14 protein-coding genes are annotated in these 15,172 nt (G+C 31.6%); 7 read left to right on the top strand and 7 right to left on the bottom strand.

The genetic code is table 11. The annotated features are described in order from the left end of the window. Positions 1 to 2 precede the first annotated feature (2 nt). Together GQR95_RS02535 and hemL are read left to right on the top strand one after the other, a co-directional pair. Positions 3 to 818: a glucosaminidase domain-containing protein gene (locus GQR95_RS02535; RefSeq protein ID WP_159021652.1), complete on the top strand. Its 816-nt coding sequence runs from the start codon at positions 3 to 5 to the stop codon at positions 816 to 818. A gap of 16 nt (positions 819 to 834) precedes the next feature. Beyond that, positions 835 to 2,127 (top strand): glutamate-1-semialdehyde 2,1-aminomutase, encoded by a 1,293-nt coding sequence (gene hemL / locus GQR95_RS02530; protein ID WP_159021651.1) that lies wholly within the window; start codon positions 835 to 837, stop codon positions 2,125 to 2,127. 114 nt (positions 2,128 to 2,241) lie between these two features. Here the strand turns inward: hemL and GQR95_RS02525 are convergent, their stop codons facing one another. The 3 genes from GQR95_RS02525 to lysS form a co-directional block, all read right to left on the bottom strand. Continuing rightward, on the bottom strand, positions 2,242 to 2,712 hold the full coding sequence (locus GQR95_RS02525; RefSeq protein WP_159021650.1) for a hypothetical protein: 471 nt from the start codon (positions 2,710 to 2,712) through the stop codon (positions 2,242 to 2,244). A gap of 114 nt (positions 2,713 to 2,826) precedes the next feature. Next, positions 2,827 to 3,753 carry an endonuclease/exonuclease/phosphatase family protein gene (locus GQR95_RS02520; protein WP_159021649.1) on the bottom strand — a complete coding sequence of 309 codons (927 nt, stop codon included), beginning with the start codon at positions 3,751 to 3,753 and terminating at the stop codon, positions 2,827 to 2,829. 5 nt (positions 3,754 to 3,758) lie between these two features. Continuing rightward, positions 3,759 to 5,456, bottom strand: a complete 1,698-nt coding sequence (lysS, locus tag GQR95_RS02515) for a lysine--tRNA ligase (protein WP_159021648.1) — start codon at positions 5,454 to 5,456, stop codon at positions 3,759 to 3,761. A 162-nt stretch (positions 5,457 to 5,618) separates the two neighbouring features. Between lysS and GQR95_RS02510 the strand changes: the two genes are divergently transcribed. The 4 genes from GQR95_RS02510 to lipB all read left to right on the top strand — a co-directional run bounded on the left by GQR95_RS02510 (position 5,619) and on the right by lipB (position 8,319). Then, entirely contained in the window at positions 5,619 to 5,777 is a 159-nt protein-coding gene (locus GQR95_RS02510) for a YqaE/Pmp3 family membrane protein (protein WP_083495670.1), read from the top strand. Positions 5,778 to 5,908: 131 nt separating this feature from the next. Further along, positions 5,909 to 6,655, top strand: coding sequence for a hypothetical protein (locus tag GQR95_RS02505; protein ID WP_159021647.1), 747 nt, complete (start codon positions 5,909 to 5,911; stop codon positions 6,653 to 6,655). Positions 6,656 to 6,814: 159 nt separating this feature from the next. Further along, complete coding sequence (locus tag GQR95_RS02500) at positions 6,815 to 7,603, top strand: hypothetical protein (RefSeq protein WP_159021646.1); 789 nt, start codon at positions 6,815 to 6,817, stop codon at positions 7,601 to 7,603. Positions 7,604 to 7,614: 11 nt separating this feature from the next. Then, positions 7,615 to 8,319, top strand: a complete 705-nt coding sequence (gene lipB / locus GQR95_RS02495) for a lipoyl(octanoyl) transferase LipB (protein ID WP_159021645.1) — start codon at positions 7,615 to 7,617, stop codon at positions 8,317 to 8,319. An 84-nt stretch (positions 8,320 to 8,403) separates the two neighbouring features. Here lipB and GQR95_RS02490 read toward each other — a convergent pair whose 3' ends face one another. The 4 genes from GQR95_RS02490 to GQR95_RS02475 all read right to left on the bottom strand — a co-directional run bounded on the left by GQR95_RS02490 (position 8,404) and on the right by GQR95_RS02475 (position 13,103). Continuing rightward, on the bottom strand, positions 8,404 to 8,718 hold the full coding sequence (locus GQR95_RS02490; RefSeq protein WP_159021644.1) for a hypothetical protein: 315 nt from the start codon (positions 8,716 to 8,718) through the stop codon (positions 8,404 to 8,406). Positions 8,719 to 8,901: 183 nt separating this feature from the next. Beyond that, positions 8,902 to 9,951: a nucleoid-associated protein gene (locus GQR95_RS02485; RefSeq protein ID WP_159021643.1), complete on the bottom strand. Its 1,050-nt coding sequence runs from the start codon at positions 9,949 to 9,951 to the stop codon at positions 8,902 to 8,904. 89 nt (positions 9,952 to 10,040) lie between these two features. Next, on the bottom strand, positions 10,041 to 12,473 hold the full coding sequence (locus GQR95_RS02480) for a ribonuclease HII (protein ID WP_159021642.1): 2,433 nt from the start codon (positions 12,471 to 12,473) through the stop codon (positions 10,041 to 10,043). A gap of 30 nt (positions 12,474 to 12,503) precedes the next feature. Then, the gene (locus GQR95_RS02475) at positions 12,504 to 13,103 is read right to left on the bottom strand and encodes a ribonuclease HII (RefSeq protein WP_159021641.1); all 600 of its coding nucleotides are present in this window, start codon (positions 13,101 to 13,103) and stop codon (positions 12,504 to 12,506) included. A gap of 70 nt (positions 13,104 to 13,173) precedes the next feature. Here GQR95_RS02475 and GQR95_RS02470 point away from each other — a divergent pair, with 70 nt between their 5' ends. Next, complete coding sequence (locus GQR95_RS02470; RefSeq protein WP_159021640.1) at positions 13,174 to 15,141, top strand: putative porin; 1,968 nt, start codon at positions 13,174 to 13,176, stop codon at positions 15,139 to 15,141. Positions 15,142 to 15,172 lie beyond the last annotated feature (31 nt).

Genomic DNA, 15,172 nt, shown 5'->3' with positions numbered 1-15,172 from the left:
ACATGAAGCAAATAGTTGTCCTTTTATTAGTAATGAGTGTGTTGGTTAGTTGTGGTTCCCGAAAACGAAAAACATCAACATCATCTAAAGCACATGCAGAATATTTACAGAGTAGAAAATTTCGTCATCAGAAAAACGAAAGTAAAACAGTAAATACTCCTGAGGAAACTCAAGGTGAAGTTGTTACTAAAGTCATAACCAATACTTCAGATTATATTCAGGTATTTGGTCCTGTTGCTGTAGAAGAAATGAAGTTTTATCATATTCCGGCAAGTATTACTTTAGCTCAGGGGATTTTAGAATCTGGTTCTGGAAAAGGAAGATTGGCTGTAGAAGCGAATAACCATTTTGGTATAAAATGTCATGATTGGACAGGTGCAAGTATACATCACGACGATGATGAAGATCAGGAATGTTTCCGGAAGTATAAAGATGCCAAGTATTCGTACCGCGATCATTCTTTATTTTTAAGCGAAAGAAAACGTTATTCAGGTTTATTCGAATTGGATATAGACGATTATAAAGGGTGGGCAAAAGGACTGCGTGCGGCAGGTTATGCAACAGATAGAAAATACCCTGACAAATTAATAGCACTTATAGAACGTTACGAGCTGTATAATTACGATAGTGAAGTTACAGGACATACATCTAAACGAGCTAAATCAAAATCAAGAAAACATGTACATTATGTTGTAAAGGGAGATACCTTATATTCTATCTCTAAACGTTATAATATTTCTATACATGAACTTCAAAAAATAAACGGATTAAGGGATACTAACCTTTCTATTGGACAAGAATTATTAGTGAAGTCCTAAATACAAAATTAATATAATGAAATATACAAGAAGTAGTGCATTATTTGCTGATGCAGAACAGGTGATTCCTGGTGGAGTGAATTCTCCCGTTCGTGCATTTAAAGCCGTAGGAGGAACACCTATTTTTATAAAAGAGGCTAAAGGTGCGTATTTAACAGATGAGGATAACAATACATTTATAGATTATATAAATTCTTGGGGTCCTATGATTTTGGGACATGCTTATCAGCCTGTTGTAGATGCTATTATTGAAAAAGCAAAATTAGGAACGTCGTTTGGTGCGCCTACAGAAATAGAAACTGAGATTGCTGCTTTGGCAGTATCTATGGTGCCTAATATTGATAAAATACGATTTGTAAACTCGGGTACAGAAGCTTGTATGAGTGCTGTGCGTTTAGCGAGAGGATATACAGGAAAAGAAAAAATAATAAAATTTGCAGGTTGTTATCATGGACATAGCGATTCGTTTTTAATACAAGCGGGTAGTGGTGCCATGACTTTTGGTAGCCCGAATAGTCCTGGTGTTACTGCAGGTACAGCTCAAGACACATTATTAGCAAGGTATAACGATATTAATCATGTAAAATCTATTATTGAAGCTAATCAAGATGATATTGCATGTATTATTTTAGAGCCAGTTGCAGGTAATATGGGATGTGTGCCACCACAAGCTCATTTTCTTGAGGAATTAAGAACAGTATGTGATGCTAATAATATTCTTTTGGTGTTTGATGAGGTTATGTCTGGCTTTAGATTGGCCAGAGGTGGAGCTCAAGAATTATTTGGTATAAAAGCAGATATTGTTTGTTTTGGAAAAGTAATAGGTGGCGGATTGCCAGTTGGTGCTTTTGCGGCGAATGAAGAAATTATGAATTATCTAGCACCTTTAGGTCCAGTATATCAAGCAGGAACTTTAAGCGGAAACCCGTTAGCCATGGCTGCAGGTTTGGCCATGTTAAAAGCTTTAGAAAAGGATACTGAAATTTATAACCGTTTAGCAGAAAAGACTGAATATTTACACAAAGGAATTACTAAGGTTTTAAGCGATCATAAAATTGCACACACTATTAACCGTGTAGGCTCTATGATTTCTGTACATTTCTCTGCAACTCCCGTTGTAGATTTTGAAACATCTGCTTTAGGAAACAACAAGAATTTTAAAACATTTTTTAATGGGATGTTAGAACAAGGTATTTATATTGCACCAAGTGCTTTTGAAACGTGGTTTATTACAGATGCTTTGTCTTATGCAGATTTAGATGCAACCATAAATGCAGTTCATAAAGTAGCAACAACCTTAGAAAAATAATTATAACTGTATACTTTTAATAATTCAATTGGATTATTAATACAAAGGTATAAAAGTAAAAAACGGCAAATCTGTTAAGATTTGCCGTTTTTGTTATTAAGAATAAGAGGTGTATTATCCGCGTCTTTCATTGTCAGAACGGTTTTCTCCTTTTTTACCTTTTCTACCTTTAGAGCGATTTGCCATACTTTCTTCCCAGATTGTATATTGTTCGCTTTTTAAAATACTTTTCATTTTAGTTTTTATGTAGATTTGATTGTCTAATCTGGCAACCATATTGTCGTATCGTTCTTGACTTGTAGGTTTTTGTCCAGCTTTTTTCGCTTTTTTAAACGCTTCACGATTAGCTTTTCTTTCTTGAGCTTGAGTAAGGTTTAAAGTATATACTTCTTTTTGTTGAGACTGAGAAAGATCTAAACTTAATGTCATTTTTTTAGTTTGTAATGTCGCTTGTTGTTCTGGTGTAAAATCAGAACCTTGCATGCGCATTTCTTTTCTGTCTTGTTTTTTATTATCTCCTCTTTTTTCCTGTGCAATAGCGTTTAATGATATGAATGCTAAAGCTAAAATCATTATTTTTTTCATGATATATAGTATTTTGAATTATACCTTTAAGACTAGAAGATTTAAAAAGGGTTTAATCTCCAAATTGTTTTTAACAGCGTATTAACGCTTCATGAAAATGTCTAGTAAGTGAAATTAATGTTTAATTTGGAAGGTTCCAATCAATACACCGTGGTCGGAACTGTTATTAAATTCTTTGTGTAAAATTAAGGGTTTCCATGTTTTTGAAACCCAAATATGATCGATTTCTAATACAGGAAAAACGCTAGGCCACGTTGCCGTAAAACCATTATTGTATTTATGAAAACTCTCAAAATCTGTTTTTAAAGCGTTAAAAAAGTAGCTCTCGTAAGGCGTATTAAAATCACCTACTATAAAGTCTATTTTTTCAGATTTTACAGAAGATTCTATACTTTTAAATTCAGATTTTTTAGATAATGCTGGATTTGCAAATAAATCGTTTATAAGAATTTTATAATGTTTTCCTTCAATGGTTACTGCTACTAAATTGTTTTTAGAGCCTCTTGTAATTTTATTGAATTTTATATCATCGATTTCTCCCTTTACCGCAATCATCATTTCTCCTTCTAATTGCTGTATATTATATAAAGGATAGTGTGTCTTAAAAGTTGAAATATCTTTGTCTGAAATATTTTTAGCTTCAACAAAAACCAAAATTTCAGGATGATAAGCCTTCATTTTTTTTAATATATCTTCTAAAGGCAAATTTGTTGGTCGGGAAATATTCCAAAATAAAATGGAATGTGTGTCTTTAGAAGCATTAGTAATTGTAATATCTTCAGTATTATAATGGTAATTATTGTACCAATACACACCCAATACACAATTAATAACTAACATAGATATAAGCAGTGCTTTATGTTTATATAAACACAAGGCAACTATAATACCATATACAATTATAAAAAGTAATGAAACGGCATTAAAAATAAATACAAAAACCTGATATCTATCTTTTACTACAAAATGTATGAGTAATAAAAAAGCATACCAAAGAAGTAGGTATGCTTTTGTTTTGTATTTAAAAAGGAGTTTAATCATGCTTTTTATTCATTTAACGTGACAAGCAAACCATCGTCTGTTTTGTCTACTTTAGCAAGGCCTAATTTTGTTAATCCTTTTATTGTTTTATCCCATTTTTTATTACTTAACTGAGATTCTGTTTTTAATGTGTTTAAATCTACAGGTGAATTTGATTTCAGAATATTGAAAACAGTTTTTTCATCTTCAGACATGTCTATTTGTTTTTTCTCAGGTCTCATTTGTGGGAAAAATAAAACTTCTTGAATAGATTGATTGTTGGTTAAGAACATAATTAAACGGTCCATTCCAATTCCCATTCCAGATGTTGGAGGCATACCATATTCTAGAGCACGTAAAAAGTCGTGATCTATAAATTCGGTTGCTTCGTCATCTCCTTTTTGTGCTAATTTTAACTGATCCTCGAAACGTTCGCGTTGGTCTATTGGGTCGTTTAACTCAGAATATGCGTTAGCAATTTCTTTTCCGCAAACCATTAACTCAAAACGTTCTGTTAATTCTGGATTATCTCTGTGTTCTTTACAAAGCGGACTCATTTCTTTAGGGTAGTCTGTAATGTAAGTTGGTTGGATGTAGTTTCCTTCACATTTTTCACCAAAAATCTCATCAATTAATTTTCCTTTACCCATAGAATCGTCTACCTGAATGCCTAAACCTTTGGCAGCTTCACGAATTTCAGTTTCTGTTTTTCCTGTAATATCAAATCCTGTAAAGTGTTTTATAGAATCTGCCATTGTTACACGAGCGTAAGGCGCTTTAAAGTCTATCTCGTGTTCTCCAAATTTAGCTTTTGTAGTTCCGTTTACAGCGATTGCACAATGTTCTAATAATTTTTCACAGAAATTCATCATCCAATTGTAATCTTTGTAAGATACATAGATTTCCATAGCGGTAAATTCTGGATTGTGCGTTCTGTCCATTCCTTCGTTACGGAAGTTTTTAGAAAACTCGTAAACCCCATCAAAACCACCAACAATTAAACGTTTTAGGTATAGCTCGTTAGCAATTCTCATGTATAACGGAATGTCTAAACTATTGTGGTGTGTAATAAAAGGACGTGCAGCAGCACCTCCAGGAATAGGTTGTAATACTGGTGTTTCTACTTCAAAATAACCTGCATCGTTAAAGAAACCACGCATGGCATTAAATAATTTTGTGCGTTTTACAAAGACTTCTTTTACATGTGGGTTTACAACTAAATCTGCATAACGTTGTCTGTAACGTTGTTCAGGATCTGTAAAAGCATCGTGCACTTTCCCATCAGTATCTACACGAGGTTGAGGTAGTGGGCGTAACGATTTACTTAAAATGGTAAAGTCTCTTACCATTATAGTTTTTTCGCCTACTTTAGTAGTGAATAATTCACCTTCAATACCTACAAAATCTCCTATATCTAATAATTTCTTATAGATTGTATTGTACTTGGTTTTATCTTCTCCAGAACAAATTTCATCACGATTAAAATATACTTGTATACGACCTTCACTGTCTTGTACTTCAGCAAAACTTGCATTTCCTTGTATTCTTCTAGACATTAATCGTCCGGCAACTATCACTTTCTTACCTTCTTCAAAATCTGCTTTAACCTGCTTACTCGTGTGAGTTAACGGATAAAGATTTGCTGGATAAGGATTAATTCCTAACTCACGAAGTTTGCTAAGCTTTTCTCTTCTTACGATTTCTTGCTCTGATAATTGCGACATACTATATTGTTCTATTTAATATATTAACTGACAAAGATAATTACTATTGGGTATTATATCAATATATATTATCGAAAAACGAAATAGATTTTTAAAGGTGTAACAATTGCTATATTATGACGTCTTAGTTATACATTAATAATTATAATTAAATCAATCATAATGAGTATCTGGAGAGTAATCCTTTCAATTATTTGTCCGCCATTAGCCGTTATTGGTAAAGGCTGCGGTTCTGTTCTTATTGTATTTTTACTTTGGCTTTGTGGTTGGGTACCAGGTGTAATTGCTGCTTTAGTGATTTTAAACAACCCTAAACGTTAATTTAAGTTGAATTTTATGTGCCTAACTGATTTCCGTGATTTTACGTTCTAGTAAAGCCTTAAGATTAAAATGAATCTGCTTTTTACATATAAGTAAGTATATTTGCGGCTATTAATAAACGAATCCAACTTATGAAAAAAATCTATGTATTAAGCGCCTGTGTCATGCTACTTTTATTGAGTAGTTGTAAGTTTACTGAAACTATTGATATTAAAGACGACAGAAGCGGAAGCATGTCTTTTTCTTTTGATGGATCTCAATTTATGCAAATGGGAGGAGATAGTGTAGGCGAAACTGAAGGTAAGGTTTTAGATTCTACAATTGTGTTTAAAGATTTTTTAGAAGCTAAAAAAGATAGTATTTCAAAGTTACCAAAAGAAGAGCAAGAGCAACTTAAATCTTTAGAAAATTTCAAGATGCACATGTTAATGGATCCAAATACAAAAAAAATGGTAATTGATGTTAATACCGATTTTAAAGATGTTAATGAACTTGAAGATATGTTTAAAGTGCTTAATAAAGCAAATAAATTAAAGGAAACACCGGAAGCACAACAAACCAGTCCCTTAGCACAAATGGGACCCACAGAATCTAGTGAGGTGCATTATACTTATAAAGGAAATGTATTTAAGCGTATTGTAAAAGTTACAGATCCTGAACTTTTAGAAGCTACAAAAGATAGTTTAGCAGATGCAGAAATGATATTGGCAGCATCTACATATACTTTGAATTATCATTTTCCAAAGAAAATTAAATCAGTATCTTTAGAGAATGCAATGTTTAGTGACGATCGCAAGAGTTTTTCTGCAGAACTTAGCTTTAAGGACTACCTAACAGATCCTGAAAGTTTGAATGTTGAAGTCATATTAGAAGATTAAAAACATTTTTTATAATTTGTCTGTCTTAATATAAATTTAAGCTCGTAGTCTTTTTATAATTGCATTTTATTTATGAGACTTCTTTATGCGTTCTCAAATCTCCCGAACAGATAAAGTTGTATCTTTGCACGGATAATAATTTTTTATAATACATTATAAATGCCTCGTTTTCTTTTAGTACTTATTTGCCTTTCAGCTTTTATGTTTACTAGTTGTAATTATACCGAAGAAATTACGTTTCATCCGGATGGTTCTGGAGAGTTCCTCATGAATTACGATATGAGTGAAGCTATGATTACAATCAAAAAAATAGGAGACAATGAAGAAGCTTACAAGAAGGAAGAAAAGGTAGATAGTATTATATATTTTAAAGACCTTTTAAAGGAGAAGTCCGATAGTATTTCGAAGTTGTCGCAGGAGGAACAAGACGACTTAAAGTCTTTAGAATCTATGATGATGCGTGTGCAATCTAATTACGAAACAGATGTTTTTAATCTTGGTTTTGGTTCTGTTTTTAAATCTATAAATGAGTTTCCAGAAATCTTAGAAAATATAGATAAAGCAAAATCGTTCCATACTAAAGGGAGTCCTCAGTTTTCTAAAATGGATGGTAGCGCTGTGGCTAATTCGGTTAACGATATGCTTAAACATATCGATTTTTCTTTTGATGGCAAGCAGTTTCATAGAACGCTTAGAGCTGGTTATGAACCATCGGAAGAAGCTATAGCTAAATTAGATAAAGAGATGACTATGATGGGAGAAGGTGAAGAAACCATGAAAGCCATGACTTATACCTTTGTTTATCATTTCCCAAAAAAAATAAAATCGGTTTCCAATAAGGATGCTTTAATTAGTGAGGATAAGAAAACCGTGACGCTTACGCAGAACTATATAGAAATGATTAAAAATTCGGAATTAATGAATTTTAACGTCGTTTTAAAAAATTAAATATTTACCCATTGAATAAAACAGTCCAATTACAAGATTTAGGTTTACGCGATTATAAGGACACTTGGGATTACCAAGAGAAATTATTTAAAGAAATAGTAGATCTAAAAATTCAAAACAGAAGAGAGAATACAACTATTCCAACGCCTAATTACTTTCTGTTTGTAGAGCATCCTCATGTGTATACATTAGGAAAAAGTGGGCATATGTCTAATATGTTGTTAAGCGAAGCGCAGTTAAAAGAAAAAGGTGCAACGTTTTACAAAATTAATCGTGGAGGAGATATTACTTATCATGGGCCAGGACAAATCGTAGGATATCCTATTTTAGATTTAGATAATTTCTTTACAGATATACATAAGTATCTTCGTTTTTTAGAAGAAGTTATTATTCTTACTTTAAAAGAATACGGTTTAAAAGCAGAACGTAGTCCAGGAGAAACCGGAGTTTGGTTAGATGTTGGAACACCGTTTGCAAGAAAAATTTGTGCTATGGGTGTACGCGCTAGTCGTTGGGTCACTATGCATGGTTTTGCTTTAAACGTGAATGCCAATTTAGGATATTTTGATAATATAATTCCTTGTGGAATTCGTGGTAAAGCTGTTGCTTCTCTTAATGTAGAATTGGGAGTAAAAGAAGTAGATGAAGCAGAAGTAAGAGTGAAACTTCAGAAACATTTTTGTGAATGCTTCGAGGCGGAATTTGTTTTAGAATAGATTAATAAAAAACATATTAATCTCTTTTTTAAGAGTTGAAAAAAAACTCATTCTAATTTTAAAATTAGAATGAGTTTTTTGCTTTTATCTAGCCAATAATTTTTTAGAGACTTTATACGTTGCAGCATATTGCAAACCTGCTTGTTCGTGCTTTAAGTGACTAAATTCTCTTTTATACCAGTTTGGATCTGTTGCTTTTTTCCTGAACGAATCGTGGTTTATTGTTTTATGAACTTCACCTTCTAAAGTGGTTCTTATATCGTAAATGGCAATTCCAAAATGCTCACATTGTTTTAAAACTTCAGAAAAATCTTCTTCAGAGAAATAACAATCATCGTTTACTTCATTTTTTTGTAATCCTGTAAATACACTTTTTTCTAAAAATTCTTCTTGTGTCATTTCTTTTGGCTTTTAGTCTTCTTATTCTAAGACTATAATTAGTATTAAATATAGATAAAATCAATTTTATTAATTACTCTATACTTTGTTTTTTTTGTAATTCAATCATTTAAAAAAACAATGTGCAAGTTTACTACTTTAATTATAGTTTAACCTACACTCTTGTTTTATCTTTTAAATGTGTTATCCTTCGGTATTAAAGAATACTTTATAATAGTACATTTTTTTTTCTTCGTCGAAACCACGTTCTAAATATTCGCTAGCTGCATCTGGAGCATCAATATCTAGTTTAATCTGAATTTGTGTATCGAGTTTAATTTCTGTTTTAATTTTTTGTTTCTGTTTTTTTACAACAGGTTCTGCAACATCAAATTGATTTAGTATTAAAAGATCTTGTTCGCCTTCAAAAGATTTTTTATAATCGTCGAAAAGTGTTTTGTGTTTGTCGTCTTCAAAGACTTCTTCTTTAAAATTTTCGATATTTACAAATTCGTGTTCTTTAAAGTAATCCACAGTTTTGGCTAAAAATATGTTTTGCTCTTGGTTTCCAAAACTGGTTTTTAAAATTTCAGTAGAAAATTCTTTACATAATTCGATATAATTCTGGGTGTGAGAATTAAAATCGTTTGCATATTTAATATTTAAAAAATGATTAATCCAATATTGTGCATCGTAATTATTATTGTCTACCGTTAAAACAATAGGCCCTTCTGCATCAGTTTGGTTTAAAATTAGGCATCCTTTATCTACTTTTTTTGTGTTTATACCTTGTTGTACGGCGACATCGTAACTGTTGCCTTCTAAATAGGTTTGAAAGAAATTAGATTTACTTTCAATTTTAAAGATCCCGATGGCATTGGTTACAATTTCATTAAATTCTATACCTTCAAAAATTGCAACAATAACATCTCCTGTTTTAATTTGTACAGAATTAGATTGCTCGTATAAATGTTTTACAATGTTTTTAGAAACGTCTATAAACTTAGTTTCGTCTGCAAAAATTTCTTCAGTATATGTATTTATTTCATTTAGTTTAATATTAGCGTGGTGATTAAAACGATGACTTTGTACAACGCTACCAAAAGGTCTTAATAAAAAAGGTAGCATTAGGTCGTAGCTCGCTTCGTCAAACTGTACTTCGCTTTCTGAAAAGGCATTTTTAGTATCGTTAAATTTGTTTCCAACTTTATGAATTATAAATTTAGAAATCGTGGCGATGTTACGTTTTATCATGGTCTTTTTATCTTAAAAATAAGGCCTGCAAAATTACTAAATTAGCTTCAGCTTTAATAATAAAAAGAAGGTCTTAATGGGGTCTCTTTTTAATTTATCTGATAAATAATTATAGAATTATTACCTCCTTTAGTTACAGCCTCTATAAGGTTGTCTTTGTCTGAGTTACCTAAATCTATAGTGCTTGTTCCGTACACAGGAAAATTAGAAATAGTTTTACCTTGACTATCAAACACATAAACTTTTTGGGCTTGTATATCTGTAGTCGTTATGTATATTTTATCGTTTATATAAAACATTTTTACAGGAGTATATGTGCCATAGTCTAGCTCTAAAACTTTCTTTTTAATGGTTAATTTGTTTTTAGATTGTGTTACCAAAGTACGGCTTGTGGCGTATAAATGATGATCCTCTCCTAGATTTAAATTCTCACTAGAAACTCTTCCTCTGGTATCTATAAGTATTAAATCGCCTTCATCTGTTGTGGTTACAAAATTATTATTATATATGTAAACCCCTTCTTTAGAGTAAGAATAAGAAGATTTAGGTGTTACACGTATTTGGCCTGTTCTATTTAAAATATAAATTTGATCGCTTGTTTTAAAGACCAAATAATCTTTACGGTTTATTCTAAAATGTTGTGGTGTATGAATTATAGATTGATTCGCTTCTTTATAAGTAAAACCTTGTATTTTATTTCCTTGAGCATTGTACATGAGTACACCTTTGTTTTGAACAACAACTAAACGGTATTTTTTGTTATTGTCGTAATCGAAAACAGCTAAAGGCTGAGTGACTTTATCTCTAAATTTTTTAGGATAAGATTTAGCCGATTTTCCATTACGATCTAATACGTATAAATGATGAGCTGTAGTAAATGCCAATTGCAAACGACCATTTCTGTACATATCTATCTGAGAAATTTCGCCTAGAATAGCACCGTCTAATTCTTTTTTCCAAAGCACTTTCCCTTTGTTCGAAATTAAATATAGGTTGTTATCTACATCCTGAACAACAATTTCCTTTTCACCAGAACTATGATTGGTTACAAACTGTGGGGTGTTTAAAAGTTTAGCATCTAATTTTATATTTAAATCTTCGCTAACCGCATTCTCTGTAACTCTTGTTTTGTTCTTTTGAATTACCGCATTAACGTGTGCAAAATTATTATCGTATATATATTGTATGGCCGAAATTTTAAAAGCACTTGTATTTGTTTTTGCTGTAGTTTTAAAGTTGGCTTGTAACACACCATTAAGTAGTGTAGCGTTTCCTACTAACATTAGCGAAGATGCATCGCTTAAATTATCGGTCATGTTCTTGTAAAAATCGCGATTACTTAAAGTTGATTTATTTTGGTGCGCTGCAATTATATTTTGTAGTAATTCCAAATCGTCAGAAAAAACAAAGAAAGAATCTATATTGGCGTAATAAGAAGCTGTTTTAATTTTAATTAATGGCTGAAAATTAATAGCAAACCATTCTGGGTGTGCAAAATGTTTAATATCTATCTGTCTAAAGGTGTCTAAAATTTCTTGAGAATCTAATAAAGCTTCATTTGTGGCAATGTCGTCTAGACTGTGTAACGCTATAGCGCGATGCTCCTTATTATATACTACACCAATTTCGTCTGTATTATCAAATAGTGTGGTTTCTGGTGGTTCTTGGCCATTTAAAACAACTAAATTAGCTTGTAGGCTGCTAAACTCTTGATAGGTAAAACTCATAAATCCGTCACTGTCTTCTGGTGTTATTTGTGCCGTTTTATTTTCCTGCGGAATTGTATTTTTAAAGATGTTGATTATATGATTTGTAGAATCTTCTGCTTTAGTAATACCGTTTAAAGTAATCTGGTTTTGAGTAATGTCTGTATCCAGGGCAAGATATTTTGTGAATTTTTGAAGCGGAATTGAATCTGAACTAAAAAACAGGGTAGATGCATTAATATCTTCAGTATCTAATATAACAGCAAATGTTTTTTCTGTAGCAGTTGTATTGTATATTTTTTGTAGTTCTGCACTTATCGGTTTTGCTTTTAAACTGTGCTCTACAATAGATTGGGAAGTCGATCCTATAAATACACTATCAATTATTGCACTATAAAACGTTTCTGTTTTAAGTTCTGTTTTTGTAATAATTGTATTTTTAAATTTAATTTCTTCTTGTTTTGGTGTTGAAAGCGAATCAAACTGAAAAAAATCTGGAGTGTATTTTGTAATTAAAGTAACTTGTGTGCTGTCTGTTTCATCTTTAGAAAAGCAAAATAAAGTTTCGTGCTTGGGCTTGAATGCCGATGTGTTTTTAAAAACAGCATCTAAAGCTTTATAAAATTTAGCTGTTTTAAACTCCTGAACCAAATCGTTGTTTTTTAAACTGCTTTTTAAGTCTTCAATATTATTCGTTTTAATTAAAGTTGAAGTGTGCTCAGGAACAAATTCAATTAAACTTTGGTTTGTTCTAGTCGAAGTATTACAACTTATTAAGAATACACTAAAAACTATAGCTAAGAAAAGCGCTCTCATAAAAGGAATTTTTTTTACAAATATAGGAAGTTATATATCTAATTTTAATTGATCGGGTAGTAATCTAAAGGTTAAGCGGTGGTATTTTGTTGGACCATATTTTTTTATAGCTGCTCGATGTTCTTTAGTTGGGTACCCTTTGTTCTGTTTCCAGTTGTACATTGGGTATTCTTCGTGTATAAAATTCATATAAGCATCTCTATATGTTTTAGCAAGAATAGATGCTGCAGCAATATTTAAATATTTTCCGTCACCTTTTATAATGGTTTCATAAGGCACCTTTAAATATGGTTTAAATCGGTTTCCGTCTACACTAATAAATTCTGGTTCCGGATCTAATTTGGCAATGGCCAATTGCATAGCTTGTATAGACGCGTTTAAAATATTTATCTCGTCTATTTTTTTAGGAAAAACATGTGCCACTCCATAAGAAACAGCTTCCAGTTCTACTATGGGTTTTAAAAGATCTCGTTTTTTTTCAGATAACTGTTTCGAGTCGTTTAATATGGCGTTTTTAAATGTTTTTGGTAAAATTACAGCAGCAGCAGTTACGGGGCCTGCTAAACAACCACGGCCAGCTTCATCTGTACCGCATTCAAATTCGTATTCTGAATAGTTAAGGGCAAGCATTTAAATTATAGTTTTGTTATGTATGGATATCATATTTTGTATTTACATTTGCAAGATCTAAAAAATAATTATGAAGCAAATCATTCTGTTGTTCTTTTTAATGAGTTTTACTCATCTAGCATTTTCGCAAGTTGTGCCAAAACTAGATAAGAAAATTGAAAGTGATAGTGCTACAACTGAAAAAGGATTTACCCAAAAATCATCAGATACTACTAAATCTAATCCAGATGATAAAGAAGTAGCTAAGATAGAACAATATCTTATAGTCTCTCATTTAAATGATACCACTTATGTAGATACTACAATATCTATTCAAAAGGAATATAAATTTAATGCGATGAGAAAAGATGAGTTTGGTTTAATTGCCTTTTCTAATATGGGGCAAACCTATAATACATTAAGCTACGATTTTAAAACGCAACGTTTAATGCCTAATTTAGGAGCGCGATCAAAGTTTTTTGCTTTTAAACAAATAGAAGATGTAAGTTACTATCATGTGCCAACACCTTTAACCGAGTTATTCTATAAAACAGGATTCGAACAAGGGCAAGTTGCTCGAGGTTTTTTTACTGTGAATACATCAGATCAGTTTAATTTCGCTATTTCCTATAAAGGATTAAGATCTTTAGGAAACTATCAACATATTCTTTCAAGTATTGGAAACTTTGAGTTTTCTGCCAATTACAAAACAAAAGACGAACGTTATATCGCTAAAGTGCATTTTGTAGGACAAGATGTTAATAATGAAGAAAATGGAGGTTTGTCTGATGATAATACTGAATATTTTGAATCTGGAGATCCCGATTTTTCAGATCGTGGTGTTTTCGATGTGAATTTTGAAGATGCAGATAATACATTAAAAGGGAAGCGTTTTCATCTAGATCATCGTTACTACATTGTTAAACCTAAAGATTCTTTGGCAAAGCATAGTTTGAATGTGAATCATATTATGACTTTCGACGATCAGTACTATCAATTCAATCAAGACGATCAAAATGATTATTTTGGAGAAGCCTTTGTGTCTAGCGATATTGAAGATAGAAGTACTATCGAAAATTTTTACAATCAATTTCAGCTTAACTATAGTAACTCGCTTTTAGGAGATTTACAATTTAATGTAAGTCACGATAATTACAATTACGGTTACGATCAAATCGTTATTATAGATGGCGAACAAATTACGAATAGATTAAAAGGTAATATTGTTGCTGTAGGAGGGAAGTATCATAATAAATTTGGAGGCTTCGATATTTATGGAGACGCAGGTTTAAATGTTACTGGAGACTTTAGTGGTAATTACATTACAGGTAAAGCGTCTTATAAGTTTACAGACGATATCTTAATGAGCGCAGAGATCAATCACAATGCATCGCAACCTAATTACAACTTCTTGCTCTATCAAAGTAATTATCTAAACTATAACTGGCAAACTAACTTTAGTACAGAAAAGACACAACAATTAAGTTTTAAGTTAGAATCTAAAAAGCTTGCAAACATAACTGTAGATTATTCCTCTATTAGCGATTATGCATACTTTAAAAAAGATGAAGATGCTGGCGGAATAAAACCGTTTCAAAATAGCGAGACCATTACATATTTAAGAGTACGCTTAGATAAAGAAATTAAGTTTGGGCACTTTGCTCTAGACAATAGTATAATGTATCAAAACGTACAGGATGAGAATCAAGTATTTAATGTGCCTGAGTTTGTAACCCGTAATACCTTATATTATAGAAACGAATTTTTTAAGAAAGCATTACTGTTAGAAACAGGTATTACATTTAATTACTTTACAGATTATTATATGAATGCCTACGATCCGCTATTAGCAGAGTTCTATGTGCAAACAGATCGTGAATACGGAAGCTTTCCGAGATTAGACTTCTTTCTGAATGCTAAAATTCAACAAACACGTATCTATTTTAAAGTAGAACACTTTAATTCGTCATTTACAGGCTACGATTACTATTCTGCACCTAACTATCCATACCGTGACTTATCACTACGCTTTGGTATTGTATGGAATTTCTTTATGTAGTAAGACTGTGTTTAGGTCTTAATTTAAAGAT

This window comes from Formosa sp. L2A11 (genome assembly GCF_009796865.1).
Classification (GTDB): domain Bacteria; phylum Bacteroidota; class Bacteroidia; order Flavobacteriales; family Flavobacteriaceae; genus Formosa.
The sequence above is the reverse complement of the archived record's forward strand: the minus strand, read 5'-3'. Positions and strand labels throughout refer to the sequence as shown.